The organism is Streptomyces sp. NPDC001502, from assembly GCF_042894785.1.
GTDB classification, from domain to species: domain Bacteria; phylum Actinomycetota; class Actinomycetes; order Streptomycetales; family Streptomycetaceae; genus Streptomyces; species Streptomyces kutzneri.
In genome coordinates, this window is record NZ_JBIAVW010000008.1 from 227,284 (window position 1) to 247,074 (window position 19,791).

Genomic DNA, 19,791 nt, shown 5'->3' on the forward strand with positions numbered 1-19,791 from the left:
GGCGGTGTGCATGCTGCGGGAGGCTCCGCCGGCAGGTACTCCCCGGCAGCCGCGCCGCGCCGGGCCCAAAGGGCGGACCGGCAGCTTCCTTGCACCCGGCACCCGGCACTCGGCACTCGGTTCCAGCGTCCGGTCCCCCCGATCGGAGCGATTGGCTCGAATTGCTCGGTCGGGCGGCGGGGAGGCGGGCCGGGGAGTCGTCAGCAGTTCGGTACCCAGGCGTGGGAGCGGGGCCGGACCTCGCCGGTCAAGTTGGTTCTCGTACGCACCTTCACGCAGCCCAGCGGCTCCTGCTGGGCGGCCTGGCCGTAGTAGAGGACGTCGACCTTGGTCGCCCCCTGGGTGAGGTCGAAGCCGTTGTTGAAGACCGAGCGGGGCGCGCTGCGGGCCGTCCAGGGGCAGGGGGCCGGGCCGTCGATCCAGTCGGAGCCGCCGTCGACCCAGGAGCACATCTCGCCCCGGCCGTCCTCCTCCGAGAAGAAGCAGACCGCCCCGCGCCAACACCGGTCGTACCCCAGCGCCCCGGCGGAGTCCCCGAGGTGGAACAGCCCCGAGCCCCATACGGCGCCCAGACCGGCGGCGAGCGCCGCCGTACCGGCCGCGATCAGCGCGCGGCGCCGCCGGCGTGGTCCGGGACCGCGCGGGGCGGCCGGCGGGGCGGCGGGCGAGGCGCCGGCGGCCGCCGCCTCCACCCGGTGCAGCAGCGACGCCGCGGTGTGCGCGGCCCGGTCCTCGTGTCTTCGGGCCAGGCAGTCGCGGACGATGTCCCGCCAGTGCTCCGGAAGTTCCGGCGACAGCCGCAGCTCGTCCTCGCCCCGGGCGTAGCGCAGCGCGGCGTCCCGGCGGGCGGCGGGGGTGCCTCCGGGCAGCGGCAGTGCGCCGGTCAGCACGACGTGGGCCAGGACCCCGAAGGCCCAGATGTCGGCCGTCGGGCGGATCTTCGTACCGCGTTCGCCGACCTCCGACCAGAGCAGGTCGGGCGGGGTGTAGTCGGGCGTGGCGAAGGCCGGGGAGTAGGCGTGGGTGCCCTCCAGCTCCGCGGCCATGTTGAAGTCGCCCAGCCGCGCCGTACCGTCGGCCATCAGCAGGACGTTGCCCGGCTTGAGGTCGCCGTGCACCCAGCCGGCCCGGTGCAGTTGGTCGAGCCCCTCGCAGACCTGGGCGAGCAGGGCGGGCCCGGTCCGTGGCACTCCGTCGGCCAGCAGGGCGTCCAGGGAGCCCTGCGCCTCCTCCAGGACGAGGACGGTGGCGCCGTCGAGTTCGGGCCGGCCGGGGTCGTCGACGGTGAGCACCTCGTACAGCCTGATCAGCCGGGGTGTGCGGACCCGGCGCAGTACCTCGGTCTCGCGCTCGGCGAGCTCGACGAGGTGCCGTAGCCGGCGCGGGGTGTGGGTACCGGTCGGCAGGACCTTGAGCGCCGCCCGGGCGGGCAGGCCCGGCTCGGGTGCGGCGCGCAGGGCCGCGTACACGCTGCCGAAGGCGCCGGCCCCCAGCAGGTGACCCACGACCCAGGGGCCGACGCGGTAGCCGGCCGGGACGTCGAGGGCGCCGGAGTGCCCGGCTCGCCCGGTCAGCGGGCGCTACCGGTCGGGGCGGCCGGCAGGGCCGCCAGGTCCGTCTCGCGGACGAGGTCGAAGCGCAGGGCCAGCGAGACCAGGGTCTCCTTCTTGCCGACCAGCCGCGGCCCGGTATCAGCCGTGTCGGGGCCTGGCTTGAGGCGCAGTTTGACCGCGAGGTAGTCGATGTTCCACTGCACGGCGGCGCGGTTGGCCGCGGGCCAGGACGGCTTCAGCCGTTCGACCACCTGCTCGACGGTGGGCAGGGGCGCGTGCGGTTCGCCGCGCAGCCTCGGCTCGCAGAGCGCGGTGAGGACCAGGAAGTACCGGCTGGAGCGGTCGAGCGGGAAGGGCAGTACCGTCGGCTCCCCGTCGGGCTCGCCGGGAGCGTCCCGGTCGGCGTAGTCGTGGCGCGGCGCCCAGACGTCCAGGGTGAGCAGTTCGGAACCGGCGGGCAGGACGAGCCGGGCGAATTCGAACGGGACCGGTGCGTCCAGCCGGCCGGGGGCGATCTTGATGTGCTCGCCGGCGCCCTCGGGGTTCTCGACCACGTACGTCGCCGAGCGGGAGAAGTTGCTGAGCGACCAGTACGTGGCTGTCGCGGTGATCTCCCCCGCCGAACGCGAGACGCCGGCGTGCGGGACATGCAGGGTGTGCGGGCCGCTGCCGCCGCCGGTGTGGCGGACGCCGGTGTCGCGGAGGCCCGCGCCGGTGTGGGTGCGACGAAGGGGTTCACGGCCGAAACGGAGGGTCTGCCCCGGTGCCAGGCGGATCTGTGCGGCCGGGGACATGGTGGGCCCCGGAACCACGATGATGCTGTTCACGCTGCTTCCTTCCCCGAAGGTGCAGGGGAAGGCTAGCCAGCGGAATCAATCGTTCCCGCAACAATGGCTTGTCTTCAGCACTCCCCTCGCCACTGGAAGCGCTCGATGGTCCGGCCCCCGGCGGGAAGGTTTCCGCGCCCCTCGTCCCAGCCGCGGTGCAGGCAGGCACTGCCTCCCTCCCGGAAGTACACCTGCACGTGGTCGTAACCCGGCTGCACCGTCCCGTTGTTGAAGAAGGACCTGCGCAGCCCGCACGTGCTCCGGGGCTCGTCGGCGGCGGAGCGGCAGACGGTACCCGTGCCGTTCGCCCCCGAGTAGAAGCAGACGTAGCCGGGCGGGCAGTCCTGCCAGGCGGGGGGCGGTGTGCCGGCGCAGTTGCGGCTGGTGACGCTCGGCCACTCCTTGGCGGCTCCCGAGTACTCGACCCCGTCGAAGTGGGCCGGCACGCGGTGGCTCTCGTCGGTGAAGTCGCCCGAGGCCAGGTAGCGCTGCTCATAGTGCAGGTGGGACCACTCGGAGGCGCCCGAGGTACCGATCCGGCCGATCCGCGTGGACGGCTGGACGGCGTCGCCCTTCCTGACGTAGGCCGCCGGGTCGTCCTTCAGGTGGTAGTACGCCGTGAACCAGCCGTTGCCGTGGTTGATCTGGATGGTGTTGCCCGAGCCGTTGGTCCAGTACGTGGCGGACACCGTGCCGGCGGCGGACGGCTGGACGGGCAGGCCGTCGGAGCCGGTGTTGCCCTCCACCACGATGTCCAGCGCCGGATCGTGGCCCCAGGTGTTCAGCTGCCAGGTGGTCCCGCACGGGAACGGCAGCTGGAACAGCGGCTTCGGCGCAGCCGGAGCGGAGGCGGGCGCGGGCGCGGAGGCGAAGGCCAAGTCGGAGGCAGGCGCGGGCGTACCCGCCAGCACCAGTCCCGCCAGGCACATCAGCACCATCGCCCACAGCCTGCTCGGATACCGCAGCACGTCTTCCCCTCCCGGCCCCTGTGGACGGCGCCCGGACGGGCGGTCTCCCGCGCCATGCTGGGGGTCGGGGCCCGGGTGGCACCACCTCGTAGCTACTAGGGGTGTGTCCTGTGGATCAGGGCTCGATGAGCCCGACCCGGATCGCGTACCGGGTCAGCTCCAGCCGGTCGCGCATCCCCAGTTTCTGGAGCAGGTTGGCCCGGTGGCGCTCCACCGTCTTGGCACTGATGACGAGGAGGTCGCCGATCTCCTTCGAGGAGTGGCCTTCCGCGACGAGCTTGAGGATCTCCTCCTCGCGCTCGGTGATCGCCCGGGCGGGCAGCGGATCGCCCTGGCGGGCCCGGTCCAGGTAGTTGCGGATGAGGGTGGTCTCGGCCCCGGGATAGATGAACGGCTCGTCCCGGATCGCCGCCCGGCACGCCTCGACCAGATCGCGGTCGGCGACCGACTTGGGGACGTACCCGGCGGCCCCGGCCTTGAGCGCCTCGAAGAAGTACTGCTCGTTGTCGTACATGGTCAGGATGAGGATGCGCAGCTCCGGCCGCAGCCGTGAGAGTTCCCGTGCGGCCTGCAGTCCGGTCATCCGGGGCATGGCCACGTCGAGGACGGCGAGGTCCACCTCCCCGGTACGGGCCAGGGCGACGGCCTCCGCCCCGTCCCCGGCCTCGGCGACCACCGTCAGGTCCGGCTCGGCGTCGAGGATGAGCCGGACCCCGCGCCGTACGAGGGCGTGGTCGTCGGCGAGCAGGACGCGGGTCGGCGGCCGCCTGGGTGTGCTCAACTCGTGCCCTCCGTGGTCTCGGTGGTGGCCGTGGTGGCGGCGGGTACGTCCAGCCGTACGTCGGTGCCGCCCCGCGGGCCGGTCCCGATGGTGAGGTCCGCGCCGATCAGCAGGGCCCGTTCCCGCATGCCCTGGATCCCCGCGCCCTCGCCGGCGGGGCCGACGCCGTGGCCGTTGTCCCGAACCAGCAGCCGGACCGCCCCGCCGGTCCGGCCCGACAGGTGCACCTCTACCTCGCTCGCCCCCGCATGGCGGGCGGCGTTGGTCAGGGCCTCCTGGGCGACCCGGTAGACGACGAGTTCGGCCGCTTCGTCCAGCGGGGGCACCCGGGGGCCGATGACGTGCCGCACGGTCAGCGACCCGCTGGTGAACTCGGCCGTCAGCGCGCGCACGGCACTGTGCAGCCCGAGCTCCTCCAGGACCCCCGGGCGCAGCCTGCGGGCGATGCGGCGGATCTCGTCCAGGCTGGTGCGGGTCGTCTCCTGCACCTGGCGGAGCTCCTCCCGCAAGGGGGCCGGGGCGCGGTCGGCGGCGTGCTTGAGCTGGAGCAGGACCGCGGTGAGGGTCTGGCCGACCTCGTCGTGGAGTTCCTGGGCGATGCGCCGTCGCTCGGCTTCCTGCGCGGAGAGGGCGCGGGCGCTGCTGCCGGCCCGCTCGGCCTCCAGCCGGCCCAGCATGGCGTTGAAGGAGGTGGTCAGCTCGGCCACTTCGGCGGGGCCCTCCACTCGTGCCCGGCCGCCGGGGCGCAGCAGGTCGACCGCGCTCATCGCGCGGGTCAGCCGGCCGAGCGGTGCCAGCCCGATCCGGAGCAGGGCGGCGTTGGCGATCAGCATGGCGGCCAGCCCGGCGAGCAGCACCACGGCTTCGCCGAAGAGGACCGGGGTGGAGACGGTGACCGGGCCGAACAGCAGCAGGACGGCGGTGACGAGGACCGCCGCGTTGAGCAGGAAGATCCGCCAGTACAGCGACACGGGCGTCCCTCCCCTCGTTCCGGGGTCCGCCGCTCCGGCGGACCGCTCACTTCCACTATCCCCGCCGATACGCCCCCGCACCTGCGGTGGGACCGGTGTCCCCGCTTCAGCCTGTCGTCCGTCGGGGGTCTTGTCCATCCGTGCCGACACCCATATCCCGCCCCCTGCGCGAGATGGCACCATGAGCCCGCGCGGCAGCCGGAAGCCGTCTTCCGCCGACGCTGCGCCGCACCACCGCCGAACACGAAGCAAGGGGGGACAGAGCTGTGCCTGCTCCACGGATGAGCACCACGCCGCTGCCCGGCATCGGGGTCCAGTACGACCTCACCACCCGCGAGCGGCGCCATCTGTCGGTGATCGCCCACCGCGACGGCACCCGTACGGTGAACGTCTACCGCGCGGACGATCCTGACGCGTGCGCCCAGTCGCTGCACCTGTCCGGGGCCGAGACCGCCTCGCTGATCGACGCCCTGATGCCCGCCCACCACAGCCCCAACGTGCTGCACACCACCGACCTGGGGCTGGTCGCCGAGCGCATCGAGCTGTCCGCGCACTCGCACTGGAACGGCCGGCTGCTGGGCGAGACCCGGATGCGGACGGAGACCGGTGTCTCGATCGTGGCGGTCCTGCGGCGGGCCGAGGCCCGCCCCTCCCCCGCGCCCGACTTCCGTCTCGCCGGCGGGGACACGCTCATCGTGATCGGCACCCGCGAGGGCGTGGACGCGGCCGCCTCCATACTCGGACGGGAGTGATCGCCTGTGCACTCCGCCCTCTTCCTGATCGAGTTCGGTGCGATCATCCTGGGCCTGGGTCTGCTGGGCAGACTCGCCGGGCGCTTCCGCTTCTCCCCGATACCCCTGTACCTGCTGGCCGGTCTCGCCTTCGGCACGGGCGGACTGCTGCCCATGGGCGCGAGCGAGGAGTTCGTGGCGATCGGCGCCGAGATCGGCGTCATCCTGCTCCTGCTGATGCTGGGGCTGGAGTACACGGCCACCGACCTGGTCTCCAATCTCAAGACCCAGTACCCGGCCGGGCTGGTCGACTTCACCCTCAACGCCGTACCCGGCGCGGTCGCCGCGCTGCTGATGGGCTGGGGGCCGGTGGCCGCCGTGGTCCTGGCGGGGGTCACCTGGATCTCCTCCTCCGGCGTCATCGCCAAGGTGATGGGGGATCTCGGGCGGCTCGGCAACCGTGAGACCCCGGTCGTCCTCAGCGTGCTGGTCCTGGAAGACCTGGCCATGGCCGTCTACCTGCCCATCGTCACCGCGCTGCTGGCCGGGGTCGGCCTCGCGGCCGGCAGTCTGACCCTGGCGATCGCCCTCGGCGTGGCGGGCGCGGTGCTGTTCGTGGCCGTCCGCTACGGCCGGCTCATCTCCCGGTTCGTCTCCAGCGACGACCCGGAGAAGCTGCTCCTGGTCGTCCTCGGCCTGACCCTGCTGGTCGCGGGCATCGCCCAGCAGTTGCAGGTCTCCGCCGCGGTCGGGGCGTTCCTGGTCGGCATCGCCCTTTCCGGTGAGGTGGCCGAGGGTACGCACACCCTGCTCAGCCCGCTCCGGGACCTGTTCGCTGCGGTGTTCTTCGTCTTCTTCGGCCTGCACACCGACCCGGCCAGCATCCCGCCCGTGCTGCTTCCGGCGCTCGCGCTGGCCCTGGTGACCGCCGGTACGAAGATCGCCACCGGGTACTGGGCCGCGAAGCGCGCCGGGGTCGGAGTCAACGGCCGCTGGCGGGCCGGCGGCACCCTCGTCGCCCGCGGGGAGTTCTCGATCGTCATCGCCGGTCTCGCCGTCACCGCGGGCATCGAACCGGCCCTCGGGCCGCTGGCCACCGCCTACGTGCTGATCCTCGTGGTGATCGGGCCGCTCACCGCCCGGTACACCGAGCCGCTGGCCGCCTGGTTCCGGGGGCGGCGCGCCGTGCACACGCCGCTGCTCGCGGCCGTGCCCTCCCCCGCGAGGTCCCCGGAGGCCGGGGCCGCCGCGGAGCCGGCTCCCGACCAGGATCCCGCCGGGCGGCCGTAGCGGTCAGGGAGGTGCCGCCGGCTTCGCCCGACGGGGCGTACGGGGCTCCGCGCCCAGGCGGTTCACCGCCAGCGCGGCCACGACCAGGCCGGCCGCGAGCACGAGCCCGTTGGGCAGGGTGGCCCCGGCCACCGCGGCCCAGACCCCCAGGGCCACGGCCAGCCAGGCGCCCGCCCGGCGGTACGCGCGGGGCCTGGGCCGGCGACCGTCCGCGGGCCGGGGCCCGGGCCGGGCATCGGTGCCGGTGGTCCTCACATCCTCGGATCGCGGCATGACCCCGCTCCTTTCCGTCGGCCGGGCCGGAACGAAGGAGCGGGTGCACTGCCGAGGGCACGAGCCGCTCCATGTCAACGCCGTCGGGACGCACGGCGCGTTCGGCGTCCGGGGCGTCTTCTCGAAGCGGTGGCGGCGCCTCCCGGCGGTGGCCGGGAAGGGATGCTGCGGGCATCCTCAGCATCACCCGGCCCACCGCCACCGCACATCGGGGCCGGCACCCATCTTGGGCGCCGGCCCTGCCGGTCAGCAGATGCGCGGCAGCTGCTCGCCGATCGGCAGGTCGACCACGCGGGTGCCGCCGAGGCCGGTACGGGCCACGACCAGGCCCGGGTGGGCGTCGACGGCCTCGCCGATCACCGCCGCGCGACGGCCCAGCGGATGGGCGCGCATGGCGTCGAGGACGGCGTCGGCGTGCTCGCGGGGCACGAAGGCGACCAGCTTGCCCTCGTTGGCCACGTAGAGCGGGTCGAGCCCGAGGATCGCGCAGGCGTTCGCGACGGCGGCGGGGACGGGAACGCGGCCCTCGTGGATCACGACGCCGGTGCCCGAGGCGGCCGCGATCTCGTTCAGGGAGGCCGCCAGGCCGCCCCGCGTGGGGTCGCGCAGGACGTGGAGGTCCGGGGTGACAGCGAGCATGCTCCGTACGAGGCCGCCCAGGGCCGCGCAGTCGCTCTGGATGTCGACGCCGAATTCGAGCCCCTCGCGGACACTCATGATCGCCACGCCGTGGAGCCCGATCTCGCCGCTGACGATGACGACGTCACCGGGTACGACGCGCTGCGGGCGCAGGTCCACCCCGTCGGGGATGATGCCGATGCCCGCGGTGTTGATGTAGATGCCGTCCCCGTGGCCCGCTTCCACGACCTTGGTGTCGCCGGTCGCGACCTCCACGCCCGCGGCGCGCGCGGCCGTGCCCATGGCCTCGGCCACGCGCGCCACGACCGACATCTCGACGCCCTCCTCCAGGATGAACCCGCAGGAGAGGTAGGCGGCTTCGGCTCCGCTCATGGCCAGGTCGTTGACCGTGCCGTTGACCGCGAGGTCGCCGATGGAGCCGCCGGGGAAGAACAGCGGCCGCACCACGTAGGAGTCGGTGGAGAAGGCCAGCCGGACCCCGCCGAGGGAGACGGCCGCGGAGTCCCCGAGCTGGGCGAGCACGTCACCGCCAAAGGCGGGGGCGAAGAGGTGCTGGACCAGTTCGGCGGAGAGTGCGCCCCCGCCGCCGTGGCCCATGACCACACGGGGGCGGTCGCGCAGCGGGGCCGGGCAGGTCCAGCCCGTGATGTCGAGTGCGGTGTCAGACAACGGGGCTCGCCTCCAGCGGGGCGGTCGGGACCGGCGCGGCAGTCCCGGCGGTCGCGGCGGTCTTGGCGGCGGGCACGGTCCCCAGCTCCAGCCGCCGGTAGAGGTAGTACGCGGCGCAGGCGCCCTCGCTGGAGACCATGGTGGCGCCGAGCGGGCTGCGCGGGGTGCACAGCGTGCCGAAGGCCTCGCACTCGTGCGGTTTCAGCAGCCCCTGGAGCACCTCGCCGCTGCGGCACTCGGCCGGTTCACGGGTGTTGATGCCGGTGACCGAGAAGCGGTGTTCGGCGTCGAAGTCGCGGTAGCGCTCCGACAGCCGCCAGCCGCTGTCGGGGATGACGCCGATGCCCCGCCAGGCCCGGTCGGTGACCTCGAAGACGTCCTCCAGCATGGCGAGGGCGGCCGGGTTGCCCTCGGGGCGCACGGCGCGCGCGTAGGCGTTGTCGACCGTGTGCTCGCCGCGCTCCAGCTGCCGTACGGCCCGGCGTACGCCCTCCAGGATGTCCAGCGGTTCGAATCCCGTCACCACGATCGGGACCCGGTGCCGCGCGGCCAGTTCGGGGTACTCGCCCATGCCCATCACGCTGCACACGTGCCCGGCGGCGAGGAAGCCCTGGACCCGGCAGCTCGGCGACTGCATGATCGCCTCGATCGCCGGGGGCACGCGGACGTGGGAGACCAGCAGGCTGAAGTTGGCAATGCCCAGCTTCTTCGCCTGGTGGACCGTCATGGCGTTGGGCGGCGCCGTGGTCTCGAAGCCGATGCCGAAGAAGACCACCTGGCGCTTCGGGTTCTCCTGGGCGATCCGCAGGGCGTCGAGCGGGGAGTAGACGACGCGTACGTCGCCGCCCTCGCTGCGCACCTGGAACAGGTCGCGGCCGGTCCCGGGCACCCGGAGCATGTCCCCGAAGGAACAGAAGATCACATCGGGGCGGGAGGCGATCTCCAGCGCCTTGTCGATGACCTCCAGCGGGGTGACGCACACCGGACAGCCCGGGCCGTGGATCAGCTCCACCTGTTCCGGCAGCAGTTGATCGATCCCGTGCCGGATGATGGTGTGGGTCTGGCCGCCGCAGACCTCCATCAGGGCCCAGGGCCGGGTCACGGTGGCGTGGATGTCGTCGAGCAGCCGGCGGGCGAGGTCGGGGTCCTGGAACTCCTCGATGTACTTCACGGCTGGACTTCCTCCTGCGGTGCGGCGAGGGCGGGCGCGGGCCCGGGGGCGGAACCGGGATCGTCGGTGAAGGGCCAGGGCTCACCGCCGGCCGCTGCGGCCTGCTCCCACGGGTCGCCGAACTCCTCCTGGAGCATGCCGAGTTGCGCGAAGAGTTCGAGGGTCTGCTTGGCCGACTCCTCATCGAGGCGCTGCAGGGCGAAGCCCACGTGGACGATGGCGTACTCGCCGACCTGGAGGTCCGGCAGATACTCCAGGCACACTTCCTTCTGCACACCGCCGAAGTCGACGGTGGCCATGCGGGTGCCGTCCTTCTCCCCGATGTCGAGCACTCTGCCGGGCACCGCCAGGCACATGGGTTTCTCCTTGCTGTGGGCGTGTCAGGGGTGTGTCAGGGCGTGTGGTGCGCGGCGGCCACCATGAGCTGGCCGAGGGCCAGCCCGCCGTCGTTCGGGGGGACCCGGCCGTGCCGCAGGACGGTGAATCCGGCCGCGCGGAGGCGCCGGGCGCACATCGAGGAGAGCAGGGTGTTGGCGAAGACCCCGCCGGTCAGGGCGACGGTGTCCAGGCCGTGCCGCTCGCGCGCGAGCGCGCAGAGCGTGGCGACGAGGGCGGCGACGGAGGTGTGGAAGCGGGCGGCGATCAGCGCCGGGTCCGTGCCGGCGCGGACGTCGGCCACCACGGCGGCCAGTACGGGCGCCGGATCGGCGGTGACCGGCCCGCCGTCGGGGCCGGGCGGCGCGTGCAGGCCGAAGGTGTAGCCGGGTCCGGGACCGGCTTCGCTCGCGCCCAGGGCGGCGCCCTCCAGTTCGATGGCGGCCTGCGCCTCGTAGCCGGCCACGTGGCAGATGCCGGCCAGGGAGGAGACGGCGTCGAAGAGGCGGCCCATGCTGGAGGTCGGGACACAGTTCAGACCCCGTTCCAGCTGACGCTCCAGCAGCGCGAGTTCTCCGGGCGGGCAGGCCGCCGTGCAGGGCAGCTCCGGGGTCCGGTCGATGCCCGCGGCCCGCAGATGGGACAGCGCCATGCGGTACGGGCGCTGCACGGCCGCGTCTCCGCCCGGCAGCGGGACGTAGGCCAGGTGGGCGAACCGGGTGAACCCGGCGTAGTCGGCGAGGAGGACCTCGCCGCCCCACACGGCGCCGTCGTCGCCGTAGCCGGTGCCGTCGAAGGCGACCCCGATCACCGGGCGGCCGGCGCCCCGGCCGTGCTCGGCCAGGGTGGAGGCGATGTGCGCGTGGTGGTGCTGGACGCGGACGAGCGGCCGGGCGCCCGCGGCGCGCTCCGCCCACCGGGTGGAGCGGTAGGCGGGGTGCCGGTCGGCGGCGAGGAGCACGGGGGTGACGCCGGTGATGGACTCCAGCTGCCGCTCGGCGCGTTCGAGGGCGTACTGGGTGGCGAGGTCGTCCATGTCGCCGATGTGGGCGGACAGCCAGGCCTGGCGCCCTTCGCCGAGGCAGAAGGTGTTCTTCAGGTCCCCGCCCGCGGCGAGGCTCGCGGGGACGGGTACCGGCAGGGTCAGCGGGAGCGGGGCGTACCCGCGCGAGCGGCGTACGGTCAGCGTCTCGCCGTCGCACACCCGCACCACGGAGTCGTCGCACGGCACGTGGATGGGGCGGTCGTGCGTGAGCCAGGCGTCGGCGAGGGCGGCGAGCCGGTCCAGGGCCTCGGCGTCGTCGGTGACGATGGGCTCCCCCGCGAGGTTCCCGCTGGTCATGACGAGCAGCCGGGGCCCCGGGGGGTCCCCGGGCAGGCCGAGCAGCAGGTGGTGGACGGGGGTGTACGGGAGCATCACACCGAGGTCCGGACAGCCGGGGGCGACCCCGTCCGGGCCGCCTGCGCCGGCGCGGCGGCGGAGCAGCACGATGGGCCGTACGGCGCCCGTGAGCAGTTCCCGTTCCCCGGGGCCGATGTGGGCGAACCGCTCGGCGTCGGCGAGGTCCCGGGCCATCAGGGCGAAGGGCTTGTCCCCGCGGGCCTTGCGCCGGCGCAGCTCGGCGACGGCGCCCGGGTGGGTGGCGTCGCAGGCCAGGTGGTAGCCGCCGAGGCCCTTGACGGCGAGGATCGCCCCGCCCGCCAGGAGCCGGCGGGCCTCGGCGACCGGGTCCGGGCCGGCGCTCTCGCGGGGCGGTCGCCCGGTGAGCAGCCTCAGGCGGGGGCCGCAGGCCGGGCAGGCGACCGGCTGGGCGTGGAAGCGGCGGTCGGCCGGGTCCGCGTACTCCCGGGCGCAGTCGGGGCACATGGGGAAGGGGGCCATGGTGGTGTGGGCGCGGTCGTACGGCAGCCCGGTGACGATGGTGAAGCGCGGCCCGCAGTGGGTGCAGGTGATGAAGGGGTGCCGGTGACGCCGGTCGGCCGGGTCGGCCAGTTCGGTGAGGCAGTCGGCGCAGGTGGCCACGTCCGGGGAGACCAGGGTGCGGGCGGGGCCGCCGGTCCGGGAGGCGACGATGGTGAATCCGGTGCCGCCCGCGACGGGGACCTCCCAGTGGTCGACCGCGTCGACGACGGCCAGCGGGGGTGCGTCCGCCGCGAGCCGTTCGCAGAACCGCGACACCGCCGCCGGGGCGCCCTCGACCTCCGCGACGACGCCCTCGGGGGTGTTGGTGACGTGCCCGGCCAGGCCCAGCCCGGTCGCGCGGGTGTAGACGTAGGGCCGGAAGCCGACGCCCTGGACCACGCCCCGGACGGTGACCCGGCGCCGCTGTACCGCTTCCATCAGCGGGTCTGCGCGACCGTGTGGGCGTGCGGGTGCGGGTGCTCGTGGTCGTGCTCGTGGTCCTCGTCGTGCTCGTGGTCGTGGTCGTGCTCGTGATCACGGTCGTGCTCGTGGTCGTGTTCGTGACCGTGGTCATGTCCGAGGCCGTGCGCGTGCTGCTGACGCGCCATCACCGGCGTGTGCGTGCCCGACCCGGCCCCGGCCGCCAGCGCCCGGTCGAGCAGGACACCCAGGCCCTCACCCGCGCGCGCCGAGGTGAGCACCACCTCCACACCGGGATTGACCTGCTCGACGTTGGCGCGGAAGGCGGCCTCGTCGAAGTCGACGGCCCGCGCGATGTCGGTCTTGGTGACCACCACCAGCTGGGCCAGTCCGAAGGCGGTCGGATACTTCAGCGGCTTGTCCTCGCCCTCGGTCACCGAGGCGAGCACCACCCGCAGCGATTCCCCCAGGTCGTAGCCGGCCGGGCAGACCAGGTTGCCCACGTTCTCCACGAAGAGCAGCCGGGTGTCCCGGGCCAGCCAGCCGTCCAGGTGCCGGCCGAGCATCGCGGCCTCCAGGTGGCACAGCCCGTCGGTGAGGACCTGCTTGACCGGTACGCCCGAACGGGCCAGCCGTACCGCGTCGTTCTCGGTGGCCAGGTCGGCCGTCAGCGCGGCCACGGCCACGCCCCGCTCGCGCGCGAGGAGCAGTTCGCGCTCCAGCAGCGCCGTCTTGCCGCTGCCGGGGCTGGAGAGCAGATTGACCACCGTCGTACCGCGGGCGGTGAGTTCGGTGCGCAGGACCTGGGCGGCTTCGTCGTTCTTGGCGAGCACCGCCTGCCGCAGATCGACCACTCGGCACATGGTTCAGGCCTCCTCGGGAATCGGTTCGCGGGTACGGGCACCGGCGGGGCCGTCTTCCCAGCGCACGCTGAGGATCTCCAGCTCACGGCCCGACAGCAGTTCCACGTCGGTGGCTCTGCCGCATCCGGGGCAGCACAGTTCGGGGGGCATGCCCACCGCCCAGGTGCCGGTGCCGGGGCAGGAGCCGCAGCGGGCGCGGGCCGTCACGGACTCCGTGAGGAGTTCGGCGCCTTCGAGAACCGTTCCGGCGCAGGCCAGTTCGAAACAGAAGGCCAGCGCGTCGGGGACCACCCCCGCCAGCTCACCGACCCGCAGCCGTACGGAGGTGACGGCGCGCGCGCCGCCCGCCCGGGCCGCCTCTTCCACCTGGCCCACGACGGCCATGGCGATCGACATCTCGTGCATCGGACTCCGTCCTGCCGGGGCTCATTGAACCGGCGGGACGGGGTCCGTGCGCTCGGGCACGCCGGTGCGCGGCGCGCCCCGTACGCCATTCGGGCGCCCGGACACGCACGGGCGCCCGTGGCCGCTCCGGCGGCGGTGTCACATCCGGCGCATCCGCAGGTAGCGCCGGAGGTCGGGGAGGATCTGCAGCAGGACGGCGGTGAGGGCGGCGGCCGCGGCCCCGCCGATGAAGGCCTTCTTCACGGTGTTCTCCTCAGTTCGCGGCGGGGCCGGTCGGTTTCGTCGTGGGTCCGGCCGTGGATCAGGTCCAGGGCCGTGCGTACGGCCTCCGGTACGGCGGCGGCCACGGGTGCGCTCAGTCCGATGCCCTCCTCGACACCGGCCGGTTCGCAGCCGAGCACCAGCGTGCGCCGCGGCGGGGTGGCTCCGGTCCCGGCGCACAGGGTGTCCAGCAGTGCGAGGACGGCGTCGGGGGACATGTGGTGGCCGTCGAGGACGGGCGGCGGCGCCCCGTCGCCGGCCGGCTGCGGGCCCGCGCCGCCGTCGGCCTCGATGAGGTAGAGCGTGCCCGGCTCGCCGCCGCGTGCGGTGGCGTCGACCAGCAGGAGCGTGTCGTAGCCGTCGAGGAGCTGGTAGGCGAGGTGGACACCGCGCACTCCGAAGTCCACCACCTCGACCCCGTCGGGCAGGGGGTGCTCGGCCAGTGCCCGCACGGTCTCGACGCCGAAGCCGTCGTCGCCGAGGAAGACGTTGCCGATGCCCGCGATCAGGACCCGGTCGTTCACGCGTCCTCCAGGGGGGTGACCTCGTCGGGCTGGAAGTAGAGGAACCTGCCCTGTTCCCGCCGGATGTCCGCGCCGGGGTCGTCCTCCACGGTGACGGCGAGGTGCACTCCCCCGTCGACGTCGTGCAGCACGGCCTCGACCAGCGCGGTGCGGCCCTGGAGGAACAGGTCCTGGGCGTCGGTGCGCCGCAGTCCGGGACGCAGCCGGACACGGCTGCCGGGGCCCACCGAGGATCCGTCGACCGTGATCCGGTCGCGGGCCGGGTCCGCGGTGTCCGCCCGGGCCGGGTCCCACCAGGGCGTGTCGGGCCGGAACACCACGTCCTCGGAGGGGAGTTCCGCGATGAGCGGCGGCTGCTCAGGACCGGTGACCTCCCGCAGGGCGCGTACGGCGCCGTGCAGCCGCTCCAGCACCTCGGGGGGCATCGAGTCGGCGAGGTCGATCACGGCGGCCGCCCGGGGGTCGGTGCCGCGGGCCTCGCGCTTCTCCTGCTCGGTCAGGGCGGCCGTGCGCAAGGCGAGGATCTCGTCGATCTCGGTGGCGTCGTACATGGCGCCCGCGCTCTCGGGGGCGATGGCCGGATGGTCCTCCAGGATGATCGGGGAGGACAGGACCACGTCGGCGCGGCCGGGTTCGCCCGCGAGCACCGGCCAGGTGTGGCGGTTCTCGCAGGCGGCCACCGCCTGCCTGGCCCATTCGGGCGGGTCGGTCATGGACAGGAACGATCCGGAGTCCAGGCCCAGCAGGAGGTGGGCGGCGACCAGCGAGTGGGGCAGGGCGGCCTCGCGGTCGGCGGGTCCGGCCCCGGGCGGCGGGGTCCACGGGCTGGTGTTCTCCACCACGGCCCGGAGTCGCAAGACCCGGTAGGCGCCGGGGAGTTCGGTGGCGTGCAGTCGCAGCACCCCTTCGATCTCCTCGGTACGGCGCACCAGACGGCCCACCGTGCGTCCGTCGGCGCCCTGGACGGGCTCGGGGTCGACGCGGGCGGGGCGGCGGAAGGGGAAGGTGACGCCGTCGCCGCCCAGCAGCTCGGCGACGGGGACGGTCACCTCGACCCGTTCCTCGGCGCCCTCGTCCCAGGGCACGAGGACCCGGTCGGCCAGGTGCAGTTCGGCGACCTCGGTGAAGCCTCCGCCGTCCGCAGCCTGTTGGACCGTACGCCGCTGCGCGTGCAGGAAGCGCAGCTCCAGGGCGAGGGTGGCCGCGCCCCGCGGTTCCATCAGGATCTCGGTCTGCTGGAAGACGTGCTCCTCGTGCGCGCGGCCCCAGGCCGGGGGCACGAGGACCCCGAACTGCCAGCGCAGCCGGTTCTTCGCGGCCGAGGCCCGGTAGGGGTAGAGCACGTACCCCTCCAGCAGGACCGCGTCGGCCACCTGCCGGGCGACCGCGAAGCGGGAATGGGGGGTGGTCGTCGTGGTCACGGGGCCGCCCTCTCGGTGAGGCGCGGCAGGATGGTGCCCAGCCGGACGGGTCCGGCTCCCGACCCGGCCCCCGACCCCGCCCCCGACCCGTTCACGGGCGGCGGCTGCGGCGGGGCGGCCGCGTCGAGCAGGGCGCGTACCGTCGCCTCCCACGAGGCGAGGGCGTGGCGGGAGCGGAAGGCGAGCAGCTCGTCCATGGTGTCGCGGGGCAGCCGGAGCCAGCCGCAGCCGGGGAAGTGCTGTTCGACCATCTCGCGCCACACGGCCACGGGCATCCGGTACGCGGCTTCGCGGTCCCAGGGCACCGGCTCGACGCGGAAGCCGGCGTCACCGGTGAAGGCGGTGCCGGAGAACAGCATCAGCAGCGGTACCTCGCCCTCCGCCAGGGCTTCGAAGTACCGGGTGGCGGCGATGTCCATGTCGTAGGTGCAGGGCACGACCAGGTCGGTCTCGGTCTCCCCGGTGAAGCTCGGGACCATGACAGAGACGTGGGCGAACTGCACGGGCTGGAGGGTGTTGCCCCAGCGGGAGCGCTCGCCGAACAGGTCCGCGAGCCCTTCCGCCTCGGCGGGTCCGTAGCCCCGCCGGGCCGGTTCGATGCGGATCTGGCAGCGCAGGGCGATGGCGTGCACCCGGGCGTCCCCGGCCGCGGTGATCCGCAGCCGGAAGACGAGGGTGGGGCCGGCGGCGTACGGGTCGGCGCGCACCCCGGTGCAGGTGAAGGCGAATTCCGTCATCGGATCCCGTCCTCCACCGTCGGCTCGGCGAGGGCCCTGGCCCGCCGTTCGACCTGCTCGAAGAAGGTCTTCAGCGCGGCCCGGGCTTCCGCCCCGCCGTCGAAGCCCTGCCACAGCAGCCGCATCCGCCCCACCAGCTCGTAGCAGATGTCGATCGGCACCAGGTAGCAGTCGGTGCGCCCCTCCGAGCGGCGCAGCAGCAGCGCCTCGACATCGGGTTCGAGGAGCGCGGACAGCCGGCCGCTGCCGAGTACGGTCTGCCAGGTCTCGGGGTCGAGTTCGCTCTCGGTGGCTCCGGCCGGGCTCGGGTAGAGGGCGACCAGCCGGTCGAGGGCGGCGTTGCGGAAGAAGAACGCGACGCCGACCGGGATCTGGAGGAGTTCCCACGCGCCGTCGTCGAGCCGGTGCGCGGGGTCGGTGAGATAGCGGTCCGGTACGGCCCGCAGGCGTCCGGTGCCCGCGCCGGGCCGGTCGAACAGCAGCGCGCAGGCGGTGCAGGCGCAGATCAGCGCGCGCTGCTCGGTCTGCACCAGGTGGCGGTGGCCGTCCTGCGGCACGGCGACCCCGCACAGTTCGCAGGTCTCGGGCCGGGGCGGGCGCGGGCCCGCGAACCGGCGCAGCCCGCGCGGGGCGCGCGGGCCGTCGTGGAGGAGACCGGGCCCGCTCACGGCACCCGCGCCGGGCTCGGGGGCCGGGTGCCGATCTGCAGCAGGGCGGGGGCGGGAGCCGCGGCGGGCTCCCGCTCCACGCTCGTCACCTCGGGGGCGAAGCAGGCCAGGGTGTCCTCCAGCGTCCGCGCGGCGTCGCTGCCGCCACCGGAGCCCGAGCCACACCCACAGCCGGTGGAGGCGGCGGCGGGGCGCAGCCGCAGGACGCCGGTGTCCGCGTCGAAGCCGAGCAGTTCCAGCGGTTCACCGTGGGCGGCCAGGGCGCGGGCGATACGCGTGTGCACGTCCTCGGGGTGCAGGCCGTGCAGGGAGAGCAGGCTCGCCACGAGTTCGTCGCCGTAGACCGGCTTCAGCGGCCCGTCCCCGACCTTCTCGACGATGCGGGCGAGCCCGGCGCCGTAGAAGTCCATGAGGACGCGCACCAGTTCCTCCGCCGCCGCGCACGCCGCCCGGTCGCCGGTGGCGGCGAGCCGGTCGAGCACCTCCTCGACGCGGCGCCCGGCCTGGGGGCCGTCCATCGCGGTGGCCCTCATCCGCCCAGTCCGCTCAGACCGGTGGGCACGTGCATCGTCTTGACCGTCTTGCCGCCGCCGACGTACATGTGGACTCCGCAGGGAAGACAGGGGTCGAAGCTGCGGACGGCGCGCATGATGTCGATGCCCTTGAAGTTCTCCGGGGTGTTCTCCTCGAAGATCGGGGTGTTCTGCACGGCGTCCTCGTAGGGGCCGGGCGTGCCGAAGGTGTCGCGGGTGCTGGCGTTCCACGGGGTCGGCGGGTACGGGTGGTAGTTGGCGATCTTCCCGTCGCGGATCACCATGTGGTGCGAGAGGACACCGCGTACGGCCTCGGTGAAGCCGACGCCGAGCCCCTCGTCCGGGACCTCGAACTTCTCCCAGGTCTGGGTGCGCCCGGCGCGGACCTCGGCGAGGCCCTTCTCGGCGCAGTGCAGGGCGATGGCGGCCGCGTAGGCCTGGAAGTAGGTGCGCGCGCGGTTGCGTTCCAGCGCGTTGCTCCACTTCGGGATCTTCCACTCGAAGCGGGTCTCGGGCTTGGTCATCGTGCGCGGCAGGGTGATCACGACGCTGTGACCGGTGGCCTGTACGTAGTCCGTGTGGACCAGGCCGGACAGGGCGGTGGACCACAGGCGGGCGATGGGGCCGCCGCCGGTGTCCAGGGCCAGGTGGTCCTTGCCGTCGAACCAGCGGGGGGACATGACCCAGCTGTACTTGTCGTCGAAGTTGCGCTTCTGCGGAGCCGGGATGGTGTGCTGGTTCCACGGGTGGCGCGGGTCGACCGGGTTGCCGAGCGGGTCGTGGGTGACGAACTGCTCCTGGCCCTGCCAGTCGTCGTAGTACGAGCTGCCGAGCAGGATGCGGATGCCGAGGTTGATCTCGGTGAGGTCGTTGGTGACCAGCTTGCCGTCCACCACCACGCCCGGGGTGACGAACATCTTCCGTCCCCAGTCGGTCATGTTGGCGTAGGTGAAGTCGCAGTACTCGGGGTCGTTGAGGGCGCCCCAGCAGCCGAGGAGGACGCGCCGGCGGCCGACCTCCTCGTACCCGGGCAGGGCCTCGTAGAAGAAGTCGAACAGGTCGTCGTGGAGGGGGACGACCCTCTTCATGAACTCGCAGTACCGCATGAGGCGGCTCATGTAGTCCGTGAAGAGCTGGACCGAGGCGATGGTGCCGACGCCGCCCGGGTAGAGGGTGGAGGGGTGCACGTGGCGGCCCTCCATCAGGCAGAACATCTCGCGCGTGTAGCGGGAGACCTGGAGCGCCTCGCGGTAGAACTCGCCCTCGATGGGGTTGAGGGAGCGCATGATGTCGGCGATGGTCTTGTAGCCGTGCTCGCCGGCGTGCGGGGCGGGGGTGCGCTCGGCGAGCTCCAGGACGCCCGGGTTGGTCTCGCGGACCATCTTCTCGCAGTAGTCGACCCCGACCAGGTTCTCCTGGAAGATGTTGTGGTCGAACATGTACTCCGCGGACTCGCCCAGGTTGATGATCCACTCGGCGAGGTGGGGCGGCTTCACCCCGTAGGCCATGTTCTGCGCGTACACCGAGCAGGTGGCGTGGTTGTCACCGCAGATGCCGCAGATGCGGCTGGTGATGAAGTGCGCGTCGCGGGGGTCCTTGCCGCGCATGAAGACGCTGTAGCCGCGGAAGACCGACGAGGTGCTGTAGCACTCCGCGACCCGCTTCTGCTTGAAGTCGATCTTCGTGTGGATGCCGAGACTGCCCACGATCCGGGTGATCGGATCCCAGGCCATCTCCACCAGGCCGCTGCCGTCTGCGGCCGCCTTCGTCTTCGGTGTCATCGTTTCTGCCGTGACCCTTCTTCGGTG

At 73.4% G+C, this 19,791-nt stretch carries 21 protein-coding genes; 2 read left to right on the forward strand and 19 right to left on the reverse strand.

Annotated features, from left to right (window positions below; translation table 11 throughout):
* Positions 1-200: 200 nt before the first annotated feature.
* The 5 genes from ACFY0D_RS16545 to ACFY0D_RS16565 form a co-directional block, all read right to left on the reverse strand.
* The gene (locus ACFY0D_RS16545) at positions 201-1,505 is read right to left on the reverse strand and encodes a serine/threonine-protein kinase (protein ID WP_390798991.1); all 1,305 of its coding nucleotides are present in this window, start codon (positions 1,503-1,505) and stop codon (positions 201-203) included.
* Positions 1,506-1,570: 65 nt separating this feature from the next.
* Entirely contained in the window at positions 1,571-2,380 is an 810-nt protein-coding gene (locus ACFY0D_RS16550) for an FHA domain-containing protein (protein WP_390798992.1), read from the reverse strand.
* A 74-nt stretch (positions 2,381-2,454) separates the two neighbouring features.
* Entirely contained in the window at positions 2,455-3,348 is an 894-nt protein-coding gene (locus ACFY0D_RS16555; RefSeq protein WP_390798993.1) for a peptidoglycan DD-metalloendopeptidase family protein, read from the reverse strand.
* Between the two features lie 115 nt (positions 3,349-3,463).
* Complete coding sequence (locus ACFY0D_RS16560) at positions 3,464-4,129, reverse strand: response regulator (protein ID WP_390798994.1); 666 nt, start codon at positions 4,127-4,129, stop codon at positions 3,464-3,466.
* Positions 4,126-5,100 carry a histidine kinase gene (locus ACFY0D_RS16565; RefSeq protein WP_390798995.1) on the reverse strand — a complete coding sequence of 325 codons (975 nt, stop codon included), beginning with the start codon at positions 5,098-5,100 and terminating at the stop codon, positions 4,126-4,128. Before ACFY0D_RS16565 ends, ACFY0D_RS16560 begins: the two co-directional genes overlap by 4 nt.
* A gap of 281 nt (positions 5,101-5,381) precedes the next feature.
* Here ACFY0D_RS16565 and ACFY0D_RS16570 point away from each other — a divergent pair, with 281 nt between their 5' ends.
* Complete coding sequence (locus ACFY0D_RS16570) at positions 5,382-5,852, forward strand: TrkA C-terminal domain-containing protein (RefSeq protein ID WP_314250309.1); 471 nt, start codon at positions 5,382-5,384, stop codon at positions 5,850-5,852.
* A gap of 6 nt (positions 5,853-5,858) precedes the next feature.
* The gene (locus ACFY0D_RS16575; RefSeq protein WP_390798996.1) at positions 5,859-7,121 is read left to right on the forward strand and encodes a cation:proton antiporter; all 1,263 of its coding nucleotides are present in this window, start codon (positions 5,859-5,861) and stop codon (positions 7,119-7,121) included.
* Between the two features lie 3 nt (positions 7,122-7,124).
* Here ACFY0D_RS16575 and ACFY0D_RS16580 read toward each other — a convergent pair whose 3' ends face one another.
* The 14 genes from ACFY0D_RS16580 to ACFY0D_RS16645 form a co-directional block, all read right to left on the reverse strand.
* Positions 7,125-7,394, reverse strand: a complete 270-nt coding sequence (locus tag ACFY0D_RS16580; RefSeq protein ID WP_390798997.1) for a hypothetical protein — start codon at positions 7,392-7,394, stop codon at positions 7,125-7,127.
* Positions 7,395-7,640: 246 nt separating this feature from the next.
* On the reverse strand, positions 7,641-8,702 hold the full coding sequence (gene hypE / locus ACFY0D_RS16585; RefSeq protein ID WP_390798998.1) for a hydrogenase expression/formation protein HypE: 1,062 nt from the start codon (positions 8,700-8,702) through the stop codon (positions 7,641-7,643).
* On the reverse strand, positions 8,695-9,873 hold the full coding sequence (hypD, locus tag ACFY0D_RS16590; RefSeq protein ID WP_390798999.1) for a hydrogenase formation protein HypD: 1,179 nt from the start codon (positions 9,871-9,873) through the stop codon (positions 8,695-8,697). The genes hypE and hypD overlap by 8 nt, the downstream gene beginning before the upstream one ends.
* Complete coding sequence (locus ACFY0D_RS16595) at positions 9,870-10,229, reverse strand: HypC/HybG/HupF family hydrogenase formation chaperone (RefSeq protein WP_390799000.1); 360 nt, start codon at positions 10,227-10,229, stop codon at positions 9,870-9,872. The genes hypD and ACFY0D_RS16595 overlap by 4 nt, the downstream gene beginning before the upstream one ends.
* 35 nt (positions 10,230-10,264) lie before the next feature.
* The gene (hypF, locus tag ACFY0D_RS16600) at positions 10,265-12,589 is read right to left on the reverse strand and encodes a carbamoyltransferase HypF (protein WP_390799001.1); all 2,325 of its coding nucleotides are present in this window, start codon (positions 12,587-12,589) and stop codon (positions 10,265-10,267) included.
* The gene (gene hypB, locus ACFY0D_RS16605; protein WP_390799002.1) at positions 12,589-13,434 is read right to left on the reverse strand and encodes a hydrogenase nickel incorporation protein HypB; all 846 of its coding nucleotides are present in this window, start codon (positions 13,432-13,434) and stop codon (positions 12,589-12,591) included. The genes hypF and hypB overlap by 1 nt, the downstream gene beginning before the upstream one ends.
* A gap of 3 nt (positions 13,435-13,437) precedes the next feature.
* Entirely contained in the window at positions 13,438-13,839 is a 402-nt protein-coding gene (locus tag ACFY0D_RS16610) for a hydrogenase maturation nickel metallochaperone HypA (protein ID WP_390799003.1), read from the reverse strand.
* A gap of 138 nt (positions 13,840-13,977) precedes the next feature.
* Positions 13,978-14,082 carry a DUF6893 family small protein gene (locus ACFY0D_RS16615; protein WP_389119462.1) on the reverse strand — a complete coding sequence of 35 codons (105 nt, stop codon included), beginning with the start codon at positions 14,080-14,082 and terminating at the stop codon, positions 13,978-13,980.
* Positions 14,079-14,624 (reverse strand): hydrogenase maturation protease, encoded by a 546-nt coding sequence (locus ACFY0D_RS16620; RefSeq protein ID WP_390799004.1) that lies wholly within the window; start codon positions 14,622-14,624, stop codon positions 14,079-14,081. Before ACFY0D_RS16620 ends, ACFY0D_RS16615 begins: the two co-directional genes overlap by 4 nt.
* Entirely contained in the window at positions 14,621-16,045 is a 1,425-nt protein-coding gene (locus ACFY0D_RS16625; RefSeq protein WP_390799005.1) for a hypothetical protein, read from the reverse strand. Before ACFY0D_RS16625 ends, ACFY0D_RS16620 begins: the two co-directional genes overlap by 4 nt.
* Entirely contained in the window at positions 16,042-16,782 is a 741-nt protein-coding gene (locus ACFY0D_RS16630; protein WP_390799006.1) for a DUF6084 family protein, read from the reverse strand. The genes ACFY0D_RS16625 and ACFY0D_RS16630 overlap by 4 nt, the downstream gene beginning before the upstream one ends.
* Positions 16,779-17,450 carry a DUF5947 family protein gene (locus ACFY0D_RS16635; RefSeq protein WP_390799007.1) on the reverse strand — a complete coding sequence of 224 codons (672 nt, stop codon included), beginning with the start codon at positions 17,448-17,450 and terminating at the stop codon, positions 16,779-16,781. Before ACFY0D_RS16635 ends, ACFY0D_RS16630 begins: the two co-directional genes overlap by 4 nt.
* A complete protein-coding gene (locus tag ACFY0D_RS16640; RefSeq protein WP_390799008.1) occupies positions 17,447-17,983 on the reverse strand; it encodes a hypothetical protein in 537 nt (178 codons plus the stop codon). Before ACFY0D_RS16640 ends, ACFY0D_RS16635 begins: the two co-directional genes overlap by 4 nt.
* On the reverse strand, positions 17,980-19,764 hold the full coding sequence (locus tag ACFY0D_RS16645) for a nickel-dependent hydrogenase large subunit (protein WP_030388418.1): 1,785 nt from the start codon (positions 19,762-19,764) through the stop codon (positions 17,980-17,982). The genes ACFY0D_RS16640 and ACFY0D_RS16645 overlap by 4 nt, the downstream gene beginning before the upstream one ends.
* Between the last annotated feature and the right edge of the window lie 27 nt (positions 19,765-19,791).